General features: G+C 72.7%; 11 protein-coding genes. 7 read left to right on the forward strand and 4 right to left on the reverse strand.

The window, feature by feature from the left end:
* The first annotated feature begins 50 nt into the window (after positions 1-50).
* Genes FB465_RS32790 through FB465_RS32805 form a run of 4 tightly spaced genes read left to right on the forward strand, consistent with a single transcriptional unit; the run spans position 51 to position 6,537 of the window.
* Positions 51-1,790, forward strand: coding sequence for an acyclic terpene utilization AtuA family protein (locus FB465_RS32790; RefSeq protein WP_145796444.1), 1,740 nt, complete (start codon positions 51-53; stop codon positions 1,788-1,790).
* A complete protein-coding gene (locus tag FB465_RS32795) occupies positions 1,787-3,385 on the forward strand; it encodes an acyl-CoA carboxylase subunit beta (RefSeq protein WP_145796445.1) in 1,599 nt (532 codons plus the stop codon). Before FB465_RS32790 ends, FB465_RS32795 begins: the two co-directional genes overlap by 4 nt.
* 15 nt (positions 3,386-3,400) lie before the next feature.
* Positions 3,401-5,332 carry an acetyl/propionyl/methylcrotonyl-CoA carboxylase subunit alpha gene (locus FB465_RS32800; RefSeq protein ID WP_145796447.1) on the forward strand — a complete coding sequence of 644 codons (1,932 nt, stop codon included), beginning with the start codon at positions 3,401-3,403 and terminating at the stop codon, positions 5,330-5,332.
* 44 nt (positions 5,333-5,376) lie between these two features.
* Positions 5,377-6,537 carry an acyl-CoA dehydrogenase family protein gene (locus FB465_RS32805; RefSeq protein ID WP_145796448.1) on the forward strand — a complete coding sequence of 387 codons (1,161 nt, stop codon included), beginning with the start codon at positions 5,377-5,379 and terminating at the stop codon, positions 6,535-6,537.
* A gap of 99 nt (positions 6,538-6,636) precedes the next feature.
* On the opposite strand, the gene FB465_RS32810 is transcribed toward FB465_RS32805, so the two are convergent.
* Positions 6,637-7,374, reverse strand: coding sequence for a class F sortase (locus FB465_RS32810; protein ID WP_145796450.1), 738 nt, complete (start codon positions 7,372-7,374; stop codon positions 6,637-6,639).
* Entirely contained in the window at positions 7,361-7,963 is a 603-nt protein-coding gene (locus tag FB465_RS32815; RefSeq protein ID WP_246193021.1) for a hypothetical protein, read from the reverse strand. Before FB465_RS32815 ends, FB465_RS32810 begins: the two co-directional genes overlap by 14 nt.
* Positions 7,964-8,103: 140 nt before the next feature.
* Here FB465_RS32815 and FB465_RS32820 point away from each other — a divergent pair, with 140 nt between their 5' ends.
* The 3 genes from FB465_RS32820 to FB465_RS32830 all read left to right on the forward strand — a co-directional run bounded on the left by FB465_RS32820 (position 8,104) and on the right by FB465_RS32830 (position 13,122).
* Positions 8,104-9,684: a 4-coumarate--CoA ligase family protein gene (locus tag FB465_RS32820; RefSeq protein ID WP_145796452.1), complete on the forward strand. Its 1,581-nt coding sequence runs from the start codon at positions 8,104-8,106 to the stop codon at positions 9,682-9,684.
* Positions 9,685-9,743: 59 nt separating this feature from the next.
* On the forward strand, positions 9,744-10,382 hold the full coding sequence (locus FB465_RS32825; protein ID WP_145796454.1) for a TetR/AcrR family transcriptional regulator: 639 nt from the start codon (positions 9,744-9,746) through the stop codon (positions 10,380-10,382).
* A gap of 274 nt (positions 10,383-10,656) precedes the next feature.
* Complete coding sequence (locus tag FB465_RS32830) at positions 10,657-13,122, forward strand: SpoIIE family protein phosphatase (RefSeq protein WP_145796456.1); 2,466 nt, start codon at positions 10,657-10,659, stop codon at positions 13,120-13,122.
* A 7-nt stretch (positions 13,123-13,129) separates the two neighbouring features.
* Here FB465_RS32830 and FB465_RS32835 read toward each other — a convergent pair whose 3' ends face one another.
* Both FB465_RS32835 and FB465_RS32840 read right to left on the reverse strand, forming a co-directional pair.
* Entirely contained in the window at positions 13,130-14,674 is a 1,545-nt protein-coding gene (locus FB465_RS32835; protein WP_145796458.1) for an MFS transporter, read from the reverse strand.
* The gene (locus FB465_RS32840) at positions 14,671-15,225 is read right to left on the reverse strand and encodes a TetR/AcrR family transcriptional regulator (protein WP_145796459.1); all 555 of its coding nucleotides are present in this window, start codon (positions 15,223-15,225) and stop codon (positions 14,671-14,673) included. Before FB465_RS32840 ends, FB465_RS32835 begins: the two co-directional genes overlap by 4 nt.
* Between the last annotated feature and the right edge of the window lie 106 nt (positions 15,226-15,331).

The following is a 15,331-nucleotide window of genomic DNA, read 5'->3' on the forward strand; positions in this document are numbered from 1 at the left end:
TCCTCACTCCCCGGCCGAGGCAAAACAAGCATGCATGCTTGCTTTATTCGATGCCCGCTGCCAGGCTGCTGCCCGAAGGCGGGCGGCGGCTGGGGAGGCGTGCGGTGCTGCGGATCGGCAATGCGTCGGGGTTCTACGGGGACAGGTTCTCCGCGTTCCGGGAGATGCTCACCGGTGGGCCGCTGGATGTCCTCACCGGGGACTACCTGGCCGAGCTGACCATGCTGATCCTGGCCCGCGACCGGCTGAAGGATCCCCAACTCGGGTACGCCAAGACCTTTCTGCGCCAGATGGAGGAGTGCCTCGGCCTCGCCGTGGACCGGGGGGTGCGGATCGTGGTCAACGCCGGCGGGCTGAACCCGGCACGGCTGGCCGAGGCGCTGGACGAGTTGGCGGGCAAGCAGGGCATCGCCGTACGGGTCGGACACGTCACCGGTGACGATCTGCTGCCCCGCGCCGAGGAGTTCGGCCTGCCCACCGGTCTCCTGGCGGCCAACGCATACCTCGGTGCGTGGGGCATCGCGGAGTGCCTGCGGGCCGGCGCCGAGATCGTGGTGACCGGACGGGTCACCGACGCCGCGCTGGTGGCGGGCCCGGCGGCCGCGCACTTCGGCTGGGGGCCGCAGGACCTGGACGCCCTCGCGGGTGCGGTGATCGCCGGGCACGTCCTCGAGTGCGGAGCCCAGGCGACCGGCGGCAACTACGCCTTCTTCCGCGAGCACGACGTCACCACCCCCGGATTCCCGATCGCCGAGATCCAGGCCGACGGCAGCAGCGTCATCACCAAGCACCCGGGCACCGGCGGCGCCGTCACCACCGAGACCGTCACGGCCCAACTCCTGTACGAGACGGGAGGCGCACGCTACGCCGGGCCGGACGTGACGGCACGCCTGGACACCGTCCGCCTCGACCAGGTCGGCCCCGACCGGGTCAGGATCAGCGGCGTACGCGGCGAGGCCCCGCCGCCCGCGCTCAAGGTCGGCCTCAACCGGATCGGCGGCTGGCGGAACGAGGTCGTGTTCGTCCTCACCGGCCTGGACATCGACGCCAAAGCCGCGCTCGTCCAGGCCCAGTTGGAGCACGCGCTCGACCCTCGGCCGGCCGAGCTGAGCTGGACACTGGCCCGTACCGACCACCCCGACGCGGACACCGAGGAGGCCGCCTCCGCGCTGCTCCGGCTGGTGGTCAAGGACCGCGACCAGCGGGTCGTCGGACGGGCCGTCAGCACGGCTGCGGTCGAACTGGGCCTGGCGAGCTACCCCGGCTTCCACCTCACCGCGCTGCCCGGGCCCGGCGCGCCGTACGGGGTCTTCGAGGCGGCCTTCGTCGACGCGCGGACCGTACCGCACACGGCGGTCCTGCCGGACGGCACTCACCGTACGGTCCCCCCGGCAATGACGACCGGCGAGCTCACGCCCGTCGAACCGCCGCCGCCTCCACAGCAGTTGACGGCCGGGCCCACGCGTCGCGCGCCGCTCGGCCTGGTGGCGGGTGCCCGCAGCGGCGACAAGGGCGGCGACGCCAACCTGGGCGTCTGGGCCCGGAGCGAGCCCGGCTGGCGGTGGCTCGCCCACACCCTCACCGTCCAGAAGATCCGTGAACTCCTGCCGGAGGCAGCCGGCCTGCAGATCGAACGGCATCTGTTCCCCAACCTCAGGGCCGTGAACTTCACCGTCACCGGCCTGCTCGGCGAGGGCGTGGCCGCACAGGCCCGCTTCGATCCGCAGGCCAAGGCACTGGGGGAGTGGCTCCGCGCCCGCCATCTCGACATCCCGGAGGCCCTGCTGTGACCGTCCTCCCGACCCGTCTCGACCAGGCAGGCCCCGACTACGCGGCCAACCGCGCCGCGATGCTCGCCAAACTGGCCGATCTGGACGCCGAGCACGCCAAGGCGCTGGCCGGCGGCGGCCCCAAGTACGTGGAGCGGCACCGAAGTCGGGGCAAGCTGCTGCCGCGCGAGCGGATCGAGCTGCTCATCGACCCGGACTCGCCGTTCCTCGAGCTCTCCCCGCTCGCCGCGTGGGGCAGTGACTACCCGGTGGGCGCGGCCATGGTCACCGGCATCGGCGTGATCGAGGGCACCGAGTGCGTGATCACCGCCAACGACGCGACCGTACGCGGCGGCGCCAGCAACCCCTGGACCCTGCGCAAGGCCCTGCGCGCCAACGAGATCGCGCTGCGCAACCGCCTCCCGCTGGTCAACCTGGTCGAGTCCGGCGGTGCCGACCTGCCCAGCCAGAAGGAGATCTTCATCCCCGGCGGTGCGCTGTTCCGCGACCTCACCCGGCTCTCCGCCGCGGGGATCCCCACCGTCGCCGTCGTCTTCGGCAACTCCACGGCCGGCGGGGCGTACGTACCGGGCATGTCGGACCACACCGTGATGGTCAAGGACCGGGCCAAGGTCTTCCTCGGCGGCCCGCCGCTGGTGAAGATGGCCACCGGCGAGGAGGCCGACGACGAGTCGCTCGGCGGCGCCGAGATGCACGCCCGCACCTCGGGCCTGGCGGACCACTTCGCGCTGGACGAGCCGGACGCGCTGCGCATCGCCCGCCGCATCGTCCACCGCCTGCACTGGCGGAAGTCCGGCCCCGGGCCCGACCTCACCGCGCCGCCGCCCAAGTACGACGAGGACGAGCTGCTCGGCATCGTCCCCGGCGACCTCAAGGTGCCCTTCGACCCGCGCGAGGTGATCGCCCGGATCGTCGACGGCTCGGACTTCGACGAGTTCAAGCCGATGTACGGTCCCAGCCTCGCCACCGGCTGGGCGAGCCTGCACGGCTACCCCGTCGGCATCCTGGCCAACGCCCAGGGGGTGCTGTTCAGCGCCGAGTCGCAGAAGGCGGCCCAGTTCATCCAGCTCGCCAACCAGCGTGACATCCCGCTGCTCTTCCTGCACAACACCACCGGCTACATGGTCGGCCAGGCGTACGAGCAGGGCGGCATCATCAAGCACGGCGCGATGATGATCAACGCGGTCTCCAACAGCCGCGTCCCGCACCTGTCCGTCCTGATGGGCGCCTCGTACGGCGCCGGGCACTACGGGATGTGCGGGCGGGCCTACGACCCGCGCTTCCTGTTCGCCTGGCCGAGTGCCAAGTCGGCCGTGATGGGGCCGCAGCAGCTGGCGGGTGTGCTCTCGATCGTCGCCCGGCAGTCCGCGGCGGCGAAGGGGCAGCCGTACGACGAGGACGCGGCCGCGGCGATCCGGGCCATGGCCGAGCAGCAGATCGAGGCAGAGTCGCTGCCCGTCTTCCTCTCCGGGCGGCTCTACGACGACGGCGTCATCGACCCCCGCGACACCCGCACCGTGCTCGGCATCTGCCTCTCCGCGATCCACAGCGCCCCGGTCGAGGGCGCGCGCGGCTACGGCGTCTTCAGGATGTAGGGGAGGACCTGACACATGATCACATCCCTGCTGGTCGCCAACCGCGGCGAGATCGCCCGCCGGGTCTTCCGGACCTGCCGCGATCTCGGCATCGCCACCGTGGCCGTGTACTCCGACCCGGACGCGGCCGCCCCGCACGTCCGCGAGGCCGACACCGCCGTACACCTCCCGGGCGCCGCCCCGGCCGACACCTACCTGCGGGCGGACCTCATCGTCCGGGCCGCCCTGGAGGCCGGGGCCGACGCCGTCCACCCCGGCTACGGATTCCTCTCCGAGAGCGCGGAGTTCGCGCGGGCCGTCCTGGCGGCCGGGCTGACCTGGATCGGGCCGCCGCCCGAGGCGATCGCCGCGATGGGCTCCAAGACCGAGGCCAAGCGGCTGATGGCGGCCGCCGGGGTCCCGGTGCTCACCGTGGGGGCGGAGCCGACCGAGGCCGACCTGCCACTGCTGGTCAAGGCGGCGGCGGGCGGCGGCGGGCGCGGCATGCGCGTCGTCCGCGAACTCGCCCGGCTGCCCGAGGCGCTGGCAGCGGCTCGGACGGAGGCGGCGAAGGCCTTCGGATCGGACGAGGTCTTCTGCGAGCCGTACCTGCCGACGGGCCGCCATGTCGAGGTCCAGCTGATGGCCGACGCGCACGGCACGGTCTGGGCCCTGGGCGAACGGGACTGCTCGCTCCAGCGAAGGCACCAGAAGGTGATCGAGGAGGCGCCGGCGCCCGGCCTCGACGAGGCGCTGCGGGCGGAGCTGCACCGCGCTGCCGTCGACGCCGCCCGCGCGATCGGCTACACCGGGGCAGGAACGGCCGAGTTCCTGCTGGCCCCCGACGGCCGCTTCTACTTCCTGGAGATGAACACCCGCCTCCAGGTCGAACACCCCGTGACCGAGTGCGTCACCGGCCTGGACCTCGTCGCACTCCAACTCCGCGTCGCCGAGGGGGAGCGGCTCCCGGCCGAGCCGCCACCCGTCCGCGGCCACGCCATCGAGGCCCGCCTGTACGCCGAGGACCCGGGCCGCGACTGGCAGCCCCAGACCGGCACCCTCCATCGCCTCGAACTCACCGGTAGTCAGGTCGAGTTCACCACCACCTCGGAGGACACCGGCCTTCGCCTGGACTCGGGCGTGAGCAACGGCACGGAGGTCGGCGTCCACTACGACGCCATGCTCGCCAAGGTCATCGCCTGGGCCCCCACTCGGACCGCGGCCGCCCGGCGGCTCGCCGACGCGCTCAGCCGGGCCAGGATCCACGGCCTCGCCACCAACCGCGAGTTGCTGGTGGCGGCGCTGCGCCACCCGGCCTTCCTGGAAGCCCGCGTGCACACCGGCTTCCTCACCGAGCACGCCGACGGGCTCGCCCCCGGCCCCGGCAAACACACCCCGCTCGCCGCCCTCGCCGCCGCCCTCGCGGAGGCCGCCACCCGTCGTAGCCCCTTCCCCTCCGGTTGGCGCAACCTGCCCTCCCAGCCGCAGCTCAAGCGCTACCGCGGAGACGACGGCACCGAGCACGAAGTCCGCTACCGGCTCCTGCGCGAGGGCCTGAGCGCGGACGGCCACCCCGGCACCTCATTCGTCTCGGCGAGCCCGAGTCGCGTCACCCTGCGGACGGACGGCCTCACCCGGACCTTCGAGATCGCCCGGTACGGCAGCACCGTGCACGTCGACTCCGCGCTCGGCCCGGTCGCCCTGACCGTCGTGGACCGCTTCCCCGACCCCGCCGCCCACCACGACCCCGGCGCCCTGCTCGCCCCCATGCCGGGCACCGTCGTCCGTACCGCCGTGGCCCCCGGCGACACCGTCACCGCGGGCCAGGCGCTGCTCTGGCTGGAGGCGATGAAGATGGAGCACCGCGTCTGCGCCCCCGCCGACGGGCTGCTCACCGAACTGCGCGTCAGCCCAGGCCAGCAGGTGGAGCTGGGTGCCCTGCTCGCCGTCGTCCAGCCGGCCGAGTAACCCTCCCTTGACGGAACCCTCCCCGCACGGAAAGGAACAGACCCATGTCCGTGTACATCGAGTCGCCCGAACACCAGGCCCTGCGCCGCGCCGTCGGCGACCTCGCCCGCCGCTACGGAGCCGAGTACTTCCAGACCAAGGCCCGGGCCGGCGAACCCACCGACGAACTCTGGGCCGAGGCAGGCAAGCTCGGCTACCTCGGCGTCAACCTCCCCGCCGAGTACGGCGGCGGGGGAGCCGGCATCGCGGAGCTGGCGATCGTCCTGGAGGAACTCGGCGCCGCGGGCTGCCCGTTGCTGATGCTGATCGTCTCACCGGCGATCTGCGGCACCGTCATAGCCCGTTTCGGCACCGAGCAGCAGAAGCAGCGCTGGCTGCCCGGTCTGTCCGACGGCAGCCGCCGGATGGCCTTCGGCATCACCGAACCCGACGCCGGGTCGAACTCCCACCGCATCGGCACCATCGCCCGTCGCGACGGCGGCGACTGGCTGCTCTCCGGCCGCAAGGTCTTCATCTCCGGTATCGACCACGCGGACGCCGTGCTCTTCGTCGGCCGCACCGAGGACGCCGTCACCGGCAAGCTCAAGCCCGCCCTCTTCATCGTCCCCCGCGACACCCCCGGCTTCGAGTACCGGCCGATCCCGATGGAACTCGTCACCGCCGAACGGCAGTTCCAGGTCTTCCTGGACGACGTCCGGCTGCCCGCCGAGGCGCTGGTGGGCGATGAGAACGCGGGGCTGCTCCAGCTCTTCGCCGGGCTCAACCCCGAGCGCATCATGACCGCGGCCTTCACCCTGGGCATCGCCCGCCAGGCGCTCAACACCGCGGTGGAGTACGCCAAGACCCGTACGGTCTGGGACACCCCGATCGGTGCCCACCAGGGCATCGCGCACCCGCTCGCCCAGTGCACGATCGAGGTCGAGCTCGCCCGGCTGATGATGCAGAAGGCCGCCCACCTCTACGACGCGGGAGACGACCCGGCGGCCGGCGAGGCCGCCAACATGGCCAAGTACGCGGCCGGCGAGGCCTCTTGCCGGGCTGTCGACCAGGCGGTGCAGACCCTCGGCGGCAACGGGCTCAGCCAGGAGTACGGGCTGGCCGCGCTGCTGACCGCCACCCGGGTCGGCCGGGTGGCGCCGGTCAGCCGCGAGATGATCCTCAACTACGTCGCCCAGCACACCCTCGGCCTGCCCAGGTCGTACTGAGCCCTCCGGGGGCGTCCGCCGGTAGGTGAGGCAGTGGGCCGACAGCAGGGGATGCCCGAGCCTGCTCGCTTGCCCACCCACTGGCGGAGGCCCTACGTGTCAGCGCGTCGAGGTCAGGTGGGAGAAGACGACCACATTGGACTCGTACCCCGAGTGCTTGTCGTAGTGGCCGCCGCAGGTGATGATCCGCAACTCGGGCCGCTCGGAGGCACCGTATACCACACCGCCGGGGAACCTGTCCTTCGGGTAGGTCTGCACGGAGTCGATGGTGAAGACCGCCGTGCGCCTGTCCTTGCGGACCACCTCGACCCGGTCGCCCTTGCGCAGCAGCCCCAACCGGTAGAACACGGTGGGGCCCGAGCGGTTGTCCACGTGCCCCACGGCGATGGCGGCACCGCTCGACCCCGGGGTGGCTCCGTCGCGGTACCAGCCGACGAGGTTGCGGTTCTCCATGGGCGGGGTGGCCAGGTGCCGGGCGGCGTCCAGGCCCAGGCCGACCACGGGTGCGTCGACCTTGATCGCCGGGATCCTGATCCTGGCCGGTGCCGAGGGCGGCAGCGGTGCGGGCACCGGCCGCTCCGGCTCAACGGAGGGCCGGGCGCCCGGGGTTGGCTCTTTGGCCGTGGCTCCGTCGGCGCCCGCCGGCCCGAGTCCCGCGTCGGACGCGGCGGCGGGCGGCTGCGGCGGGCCGGTTTTGGCGGCGCCGTCGTGGACCAGCCAGACCCCGGTGGCCAGCGCGACCGCAAGGGCCCCGGCCGTGAGCCGGCCGGGGCCCTTGCGCGAGGTACCCGGCCGGCGCCGGGCGGCCCGTTCCGCGGGGAGGTCAGGACGTGGCATTGCGGGCGGAGCGACGGCGGACGGCGCGGATGCCGAGACCGGCTGCGACGGCCAGTACCGCCGATCCCGCCGCGATCTCGGCGGTGTCCGGCCCGTGCACGCTGCCGCCGCCACCGGTGCCCACGCCGCCGATCGGCCCGCCGGGAGGGGTCGGGCTGGTGGTCGCGCATTCCACCTTGAACACCTTGTGCTTGGCGCTGCCCTGCTCGCCCTCGAAGGTCCAGGTGACCTTGTAATGACCGTCGGGGAGGCTCAGGTCGGGCGTGTGCCCGGTGCCTTCGGGCAGGGTGAGCTGGCCGGCGAGCACCTGCGCCGTGCCCGTCGGGGGCTGCTGGTCGACGGTGTAGGTGACCTTCTGGCCGGCGTCGAAATTGAAGGCGTCGAGATAGAACTTGCAGACCTTCGGGTCGTCCTGCTGCCTGTCGACGGCCGTCCTGCTGTCGTGCACCTTGACGTCCCCGTTGTCACCCGGCGCGGCCTGAGCGGCCGGGGCGAGTCCGATGGCCAGCACGGCCGCGCTCGCACCGAGCGTGCAGGCGAGCATGGTTCCGCGGCGGACAGGGGCGGTCGAACGGGGGGACGGGCTCACGGCGGCCTCCCAGTGGTGGCCGAGAATTTCCTGTGATCGGACTTCCGGTTGCCCCCAAGATTTGTCACTGTGTGTATTCCTGCAAGCGTGCCGCGCATATGAACGTGATAATTCGTCAGTCCAGCCCATCGGAGGCATGCATGGCGTTTCGCAGCGACTACCCCGACATCGAGCCCCTCGACCTGCCCATCCACGAAGCGGTGCTCGCCAACGCCGCCGAACACCCGGACACCCCGGCGCTGATCGACGGCATCACCGGCCGGTCCGTCAGCTACGCCGAACTCGACGCGGGCAGCAGGAGGATCGCGGCGGGGCTGGCCGAGGCGGGTGTCCGCAAGGGCGATGTGATCGCGCTCCACAGCCCCAACAGCATCGCGTACCCGGCCGCCTTCTACGGTGCGACCCGCGCCGGGGCCACCGTGACCACCGTCAGCTCCCTGGCCACGGCCGGTGAGCTGGCGAGCCAGCTGCGGGACAGCCGGGCGCGCTGGATCATCACCATCTCGCTCTTCCTCCCGGTGGCCCTGGCGGCCGCCGAGGTCCTCGCGGCGGAGGGCAGCCCGATCCGGGAGATCTTCGTCTGCGACGCGAGCGAAGGCCACCGTTCGCTGACCGACCTGCTGGCCTCCACCGCTCCCGAACCCGCCCCGCAGCTCGACCCGGCCACCGACATCGCCGTGCTGCCCTACTCCAGCGGCACCACCGGCCTGCCCAAGGGCGTGATGCTCACCCACCGCAACATCAGCAGCAACCTGCTGCAGACCGACACGCTGCACACCACCGGCGTGGGCGAGCGCATCCTGGCCGTACTGCCCTTTTTTCACATCTACGGTCTGCACGCCCTCCTCAACCACCCGCTGCGCTGCGGCTCCACGGTCGTCGTCCTGCCGCGCTTCGACCTGGAGCAGTTCCTGCGGACCATCCAGGAACACCGCATCGAGGCCATCCTCGCCGCCCCGCCGATCGTCCTCGCCCTGGCCAAGCACCCGCTGGTCGACCAGTACGACCTGTCCTCCGTCCGCTACCTGCTGAGCGCGGCCGCCCCGCTCGACGCCGAGCTCGCCGACGCCTGCGCCCGCCGGCTGGGGCTGCCCCGGGTGCTCCAGGGGTACGGCATGACGGAACTCTCGCCCGTCACCCACGTCGTGCCGCTGGACGACGCCGACGCGCCGCCCGGCACGGTCGGCAGGCTCGTCGCCTCCACCGAGCTGCGGGTGGTCTCGCTGGACGACCCGGGCAAGGACCTCGGCACGGGCGAGAGCGGGGAACTGCTCTTCCGGGGCCCGCAGGTGATGCGGGGTTACTTCGCCCGGCAGTCCGAGACGGACGCCGTGATCGACCCGGACGGCTGGCTGCACACCGGCGACGTCGGCTATGTGGACGAGCGCGGCTACCTCTTCGTCGTCGACCGGGTGAAGGAGCTGATCAAGTACAAGGGCTACCAGGTCGCCCCCGCCGAGCTCGAGGCACTGCTGCTGACCCACCCGGAGATAGCCGACGCCGCCGTGATCGGCGTGACCGGCGGCGACGGTGTCGAGCGCCCCAAGGCGTACGTGGTCCGGGCACCCGGGAGCGGGCTCACCGAGCAGGAGGTGACGGACTTCGTGGCCGGTCAGGTCGCCCCGTACAAGAAGGTCCGGGAGGTGGAGTTCCTGGACGTGGTCCCGAAGTCCGCGAGCGGGAAGATCCTGCGCCGTGAACTTCGCGACCGGGCCCGCTGATCTGAGAGGATCACCGGACCTCGTAACGCCAGCCGCTGTGCCGCTTCGAAAGGGCAGCCATGACCACCCCCGCCGCCGCCACCCCCGCCGCCTCCCGCCTCCCGCAGCAGAGCCGCAGCCGCGCCACCCGGCGCCGGCTGCTGGAGGCGGCTGTGGAGTGTCTCGCCGAGCTGGGGTGGAACGGCAGCACGGTGACGGTGGTGGCGGAGCGCGCCGGAGTCACCCGGGGCGCGGCCCAGCACCACTTCCCGACCCGGGAGGACCTCTTCACCGCGGCCGTCGAGCACGTCACCGCCGAGCGGCTCGCAGCCGTCCGGGCGGACACCGGTGAGCTGCCGCCCGCCGGACCCGCCCGGACGGAGGCGGTGGTCGAGATGATCGTCCGCCTCTACACCGGCCCGCTGTTCCGGGCCGCGCTGCACCTGTGGGTGGCCGCCGCCACCGAGGAGCCGCTGCGCGAGCGGATCATCGCGCTGGAGAACCACGTCGGCCGCGAGTCCCACCGGGCGGCGGTGGAGTTCCTCGGCGCGGCGGAGAGCACGCCGGGTGTCCGGGAGACCGTCCAGGCCACCATGGACATGGCCCGCGGCCTCGGCCTCGCCAATCTGCTGACCGACGACGGCCCCCGCCGCACGGGAGTCGTCCGCCAGTGGGCACGCATCCTGGACGCCGTCCTGGCCGCACCCCCGGCCGGCTGACCGCGTCGGACGTCCAGTACGTGAGCGGCGGGGTACCCCCAGGGGCGCGGGGAACTGCGCGAGACCGGAAGGCACCGACCTATGCCCTGCCGCTGCGCGCAGTTCCCCGCGCCCCAGTAGTGGTCACCCAGCTGCCCCACCTACCGGCGGAGCCCCTGGGACGGTTTCGGTCGCGAGGAGTCGCCGAGTCGCACGGCTCCGTGCAGTCTGTCTGGTGGAAGCCGGATTGGGCCGGTCCGGACCGGGAAGGACACTGGCAGGTGGTTTCCTGATCATGCACGGATTCGAGTGGTCCGCCCCAGACGGCGCCGGCCGGGACGCGGCAGGCGCCGCCTCGGCGCGTCTGGAGGGGCACCGCCTCGTCCCGCTGGCGACCGCCCTGGTCGAGGGGGACGGCCGGATCCTGCACTGGAGCGAGGACGCCGAGTCCCTGACCGGCTTCACCGCCGAGGAGGCCGTGGGCGCGTACGCCTCCCGGCTGCTCGTGCCCGAGTCCGCACGGGCCGAGATGCAGGCGCTCTTCGACCGGATCATGGAGGGCCGGGGCTGGTCCGGCGTCCTTCCCGTCCGGCACCGGGACGGGCACAAGGTCGAGCTGGAGTTCCACACCTACCCGATCGCAGGACCGGGTGGCCTGCAGCTGCTGCTGGCCACCGCCTCCGACGTCAAGGCACTTCGCCAGGTCGAGGCGGACCTCGCGGTGCTGGACGGCTTCTTCACCCAGTCCCCGATCGGGATGGCCGTCTACGACACGGACCTGCGGTACGTCCGGCTCAACGACGCCCTCGCCCGGATCAACGGCATCCCGATCGGCGACCACCTCGGACGGCGGATCAGCTCCGTCCTGCCGGGCATCAACAGCACCGAGATCGAGGCCGTGATGCGGCAGGTGCTGACCACCGGACGGCCCATCGTCGACGCCCGGTCGCACGGCCGCACACCGAGCGACCCACGCCGCGACCGTGCCTGGTCCGCCTCCTACTTCCGGCTGGAGGACACCACCGGCCGGGTCCTCGGCGTCAGCTCCTCGATCATCGACGTGACCGAGCGCTTCCAGGCGGAGGCCCGCGCGGCCCGCGCCCAGGAGCGCCTGTCCCTGCTCGCCGAGGCCACCGCCGCGATCGGCACCACCCTGGACCTGCAGCGCACTGCCGAGGAGCTGATCGAGGCCGTCGTCCCGCGCTTCGCCGACTTCGCCACCGTCGACCTCCTGGAGCCGGTGCTGCGCGGTGAGGAGCCGTCCCAGCTGGCCCCCGACCGCGGGGTGAAGCTACGCGCCGTGGCCGTCGGCGAGGCCTACGAGTCCGGGATGACCACGGCCGCCGACGCGGTGGGGGAGACCTCCGAGTACGACTCCAAGCGGGTCTACACCGAGTGCCTGCGCAGTGGCCGGCCGCTGCTCAGAGCGCACGTCGACGAGGAGATCCTCTCGGGGCTGATCTCGGAGAAGACCCGGGTCGCCCCGAGCATGGAGGCCGGTGTCCACTCGTACCTGATGGTGCCGATCCTGGCGCGGGGCATGGTGCTGGGCGGCGCGGAGTTCGTCCGGATGCGCAATCCGGAGCCGTTCACCGCCGCCGACGTCGAGCTCGCCGAGGAACTGGTCGCCCGCGCGGCGATCGCGCTCGACAACGCCAGGCTCTACCGGCGCGAACGGGAGACCGCGCTGACCCTGCAGCGCAGCCTGCTGCCGCAGGAGATCCACCGCACCCTCGGCCTGGAGATCGCCTACCGCTACCTGCCCAGCAGCGTGGTCAGCGAGGTCGGCGGCGACTGGTTCGACGTGGTGCCGCTCTCCTGCGGCCGGGTCGCGCTGGTGGTCGGCGACGTGATGGGCCACGGCATCAGGGCCGCCGCGACGATGGGCCAACTGCGCACCGTCGCCCGTACGCTGGCCACCCTCGACATGCCGCCCGAGCAGGTGCTGACCCGGCTGGACGAGACGGCCATGGGCATCGGCGAGGGCCAGTTCGCGACCTGCATCTGCGCGGTCTACGACCCGGTCGACCGGACCTGTACGGTCGCCGCGGCCGGCCACCTCCCACCCGTCTGGCTCGCCCCCGACGGCAGCGCGCGGACGGTGGACATGCCGCCGGGCGTGCCGCTCGGGGTCGGCGGGGTGGCCTTCGAGAGCACCGAGTTCACCCTCCCGAACGGCGGCCTGGTCGCCCTCTACACCGACGGCCTGGTCGAGCGGCGGGGCCAGGACATCGACGAGGGCATCGGCCTGCTCTCGCGCACCCTCGCGGGGCGCGGCCGGACCCTGGAGGAGAACTGCGACGCGGTGCTCGCCGCGCTGGTGACCGACGGCACCGAGGACGACATCGCCATGATCATGGCGCGGGCGCTGCCCGTCCCCAGTGACCGCATCGCCACCCTCCCCCTCTCCGGGGACGGCCCGCTGCCCAGCCTGGCCCGCCGATTCACTCGCGCCAAGCTGCGCGAGTGGGGCCTCTCGGCGCTCTCCGACTTCGCCGAACTGATGGTCAGCGAACTGGTCACCAACGCCCTGCTGCACGCGGAGGCGCCGCGCCGGCTGCGGCTGTTCCGCGACCGCACCCTGACGGTGGAGGTGGCCGACTCGGGAGGCCAGGCGCCGCGGGTGCGCAGCTCGGCCGAGGAGGACGAGGGCGGCCGCGGTATGCACCTGGTCAGCGAACTGGCCCACCGCTGGGGCACCCGCCCGACCAAGGAGGGCAAGGTCGTCTGGGCCGAACTGGAGCTCCCGCTCGGCCGCTGACCCGGCCTCAGGCCACCAGCTCGGGCTGCTCGGCCCGGGCCTCGACCCCCGGCCTGCTGCGCAGCAGGTACCACGCGGTGGCGGCCGCCACGAAGAGCAGCCCCGCCGCGAGCAGGGCGGCGGTGTTCATCCCGTGCACGAAGGCGTCCTGCGCCCGGGCCAGCAGCGGCCCGCCGAGCTCGGGAGACAGCGCACCGGCGGCCTCGACCGCCCCGCCGATCGACTCCTTCGCCTGTGCCGCGGCGCCGGGGTCCGTCCCGGCCGGGATCGCCAGGCTGCCGGCGTAGATCGCGGTCACGACGGAGCCGACCAGGGCGATGCCGAGCGCAGTGCCGAGTTCGTACGCGGTCTCGGAGACGGCCGAGGCGGCGCCGGACTTGTCGGCGGGGGCCGCGCCGAGCACCAGGTCGGCGGCGAGGGTGTAGACCACGCCCTCGGCGGTGCCGACGGCCAGGAAGGCCGTGCCGAGCAGCAGGTAGGTGCTGTCCTGCTGGACCCAGCCGAGCAGCGCGATGCCCGCGCCCATCACGAACAGGCCGCCGACCAGGGTGGCCCTGGCGCCCGTGCGGCGGGCCAGCTGGGCCGTCAGCAGTCCGCCGACCACCGCGCCGACGAAGGCGGGCATCTCGGCGACACCGGCGGCCAGCGGCGAGTATCCGCGCACCAGCTGCAGGTACTGGGACATGAAGAACACCACGCCGGAGAGCCCGATCAGGGCGGTGAGCGAGCCGAGCACGGCCGCCGTGAAGCGCGGGTTGGCGAAGAGCCGGACGTCCAGCAGCGGGGCCGGCAGGCGCAGCTGGCGGCGGACGAAGACGGTCAGCGCCGCCGCACCGAGCACGAAGGCCACGGGAACGGACCAGTGCGCGAGGCCGTCGGCGGCGGCCTCCTTGATCGCGTACACCACGCCGATCACGCCGGTCAGTGACAGCAGCACGCTGAGCACGTCCCAGCTGCCCGGCTTCGGGTCCCTGGACTCCGGCAGCAGCCAGGCACCCAGGCCGAGCAGCAGGGCGAGCACGGGCAGGTTGAGCAGGAAGACCGAGCCCCACCAGAAGTGCTCGAGCAGCACCCCGCCGACCAGCGGGCCGAGCGCGGCGCCGGCGGTGGCGCCGGCGCCCCAGATGCCGATCGCGGTGGCGCGCTCCCGGGCGTCCGGGAAGAGGCTGCGGATCAGGGACAGGGTGGACGGCATGATCGTCGCCCCGGCGACGCCGAGCAGCGCCCGGGCGATGATCAGCCAGCCCGGGCCGGGCGCGTACGCGGCGAGCAGGGAGGCGGCGCCGAACGCCGAGGAGCCGAGCAGCAGCAGCTTCTTACGGCCTATTCGGTCGCTCAGGGCACCCATGCTGACCAGCAGACCTGCCAGCACGAAGGAGTAGCTGTCGCCGATCCAGAGCAGCTGGGTGCCGGTGGGGCGCAGGGTCTCGCTGATGGAGGGGATGGCGAGGGACAGGACGGTCGCGTCGATGGCGACCAGGCTCACCGACAGGACCAGGACGGCGAGGCCGGCCCAGCGCCGACGGGGGCCGGCCTGGAAGGGGGTGGTCATGACTGGTCAGGGCTCCTGAGGGCGCCGCCGAGGAAGAGCTCGGCGAGCGAGTAGGCACTGTCACGGGGTGCGAGGCGGCCGTCCTGGACGGCCCAGCCGACGCCGGCGACGAGGTCGAAGAAGGCCTCGCTGAGCCAGCCGGCCGAGAGCTCGATCCGGAACACGCCCTGCTGCTGGCCGCGCAGGAAGAGTGCGCGGACCCGGGCGTCCTGGATCTCCCAGAGCTCGTTGATCTCGGGGTCGTCGTACAGCTGGTTCTCGCCCGCCAGGAAGGCGCAGAGCGCGGCGTCCGGGACGACGGCGTCGACCAGCCGGCGCAGGGCCGCCTGGGCGTCACCGGACTCGATCTCGGCGGTGTCCAGCGCCGCCGCGAACTTGCGCAGCCCGCGCGCGCCGACCTCGCGGATCAGGGCCTCGCGGCCCGGGAAGATCCGGTGCAGCGTGGCACGGCTGATCCCCGCCGCACGGGCGATCTCGTCGAGGTGCGCCGTCGGACGACGGGAGAGCACGCCGACGGCGGCTTCGAGGACGGAGTCGCGGTCAGTAGCCATGCGTCGAGTGTAGGTCAGATGAGACATGGATGTCTCATTCTTTTCTCGTGCGACTCACGCGAGACAGCAAAAAACCGGGGACGACACATGTCGTCCCCGGTCGAAG

Origin of the sequence: Kitasatospora atroaurantiaca (assembly GCF_007828955.1) — a bacterium.
GTDB lineage: Bacteria > Actinomycetota > Actinomycetes > Streptomycetales > Streptomycetaceae > Kitasatospora > Kitasatospora atroaurantiaca.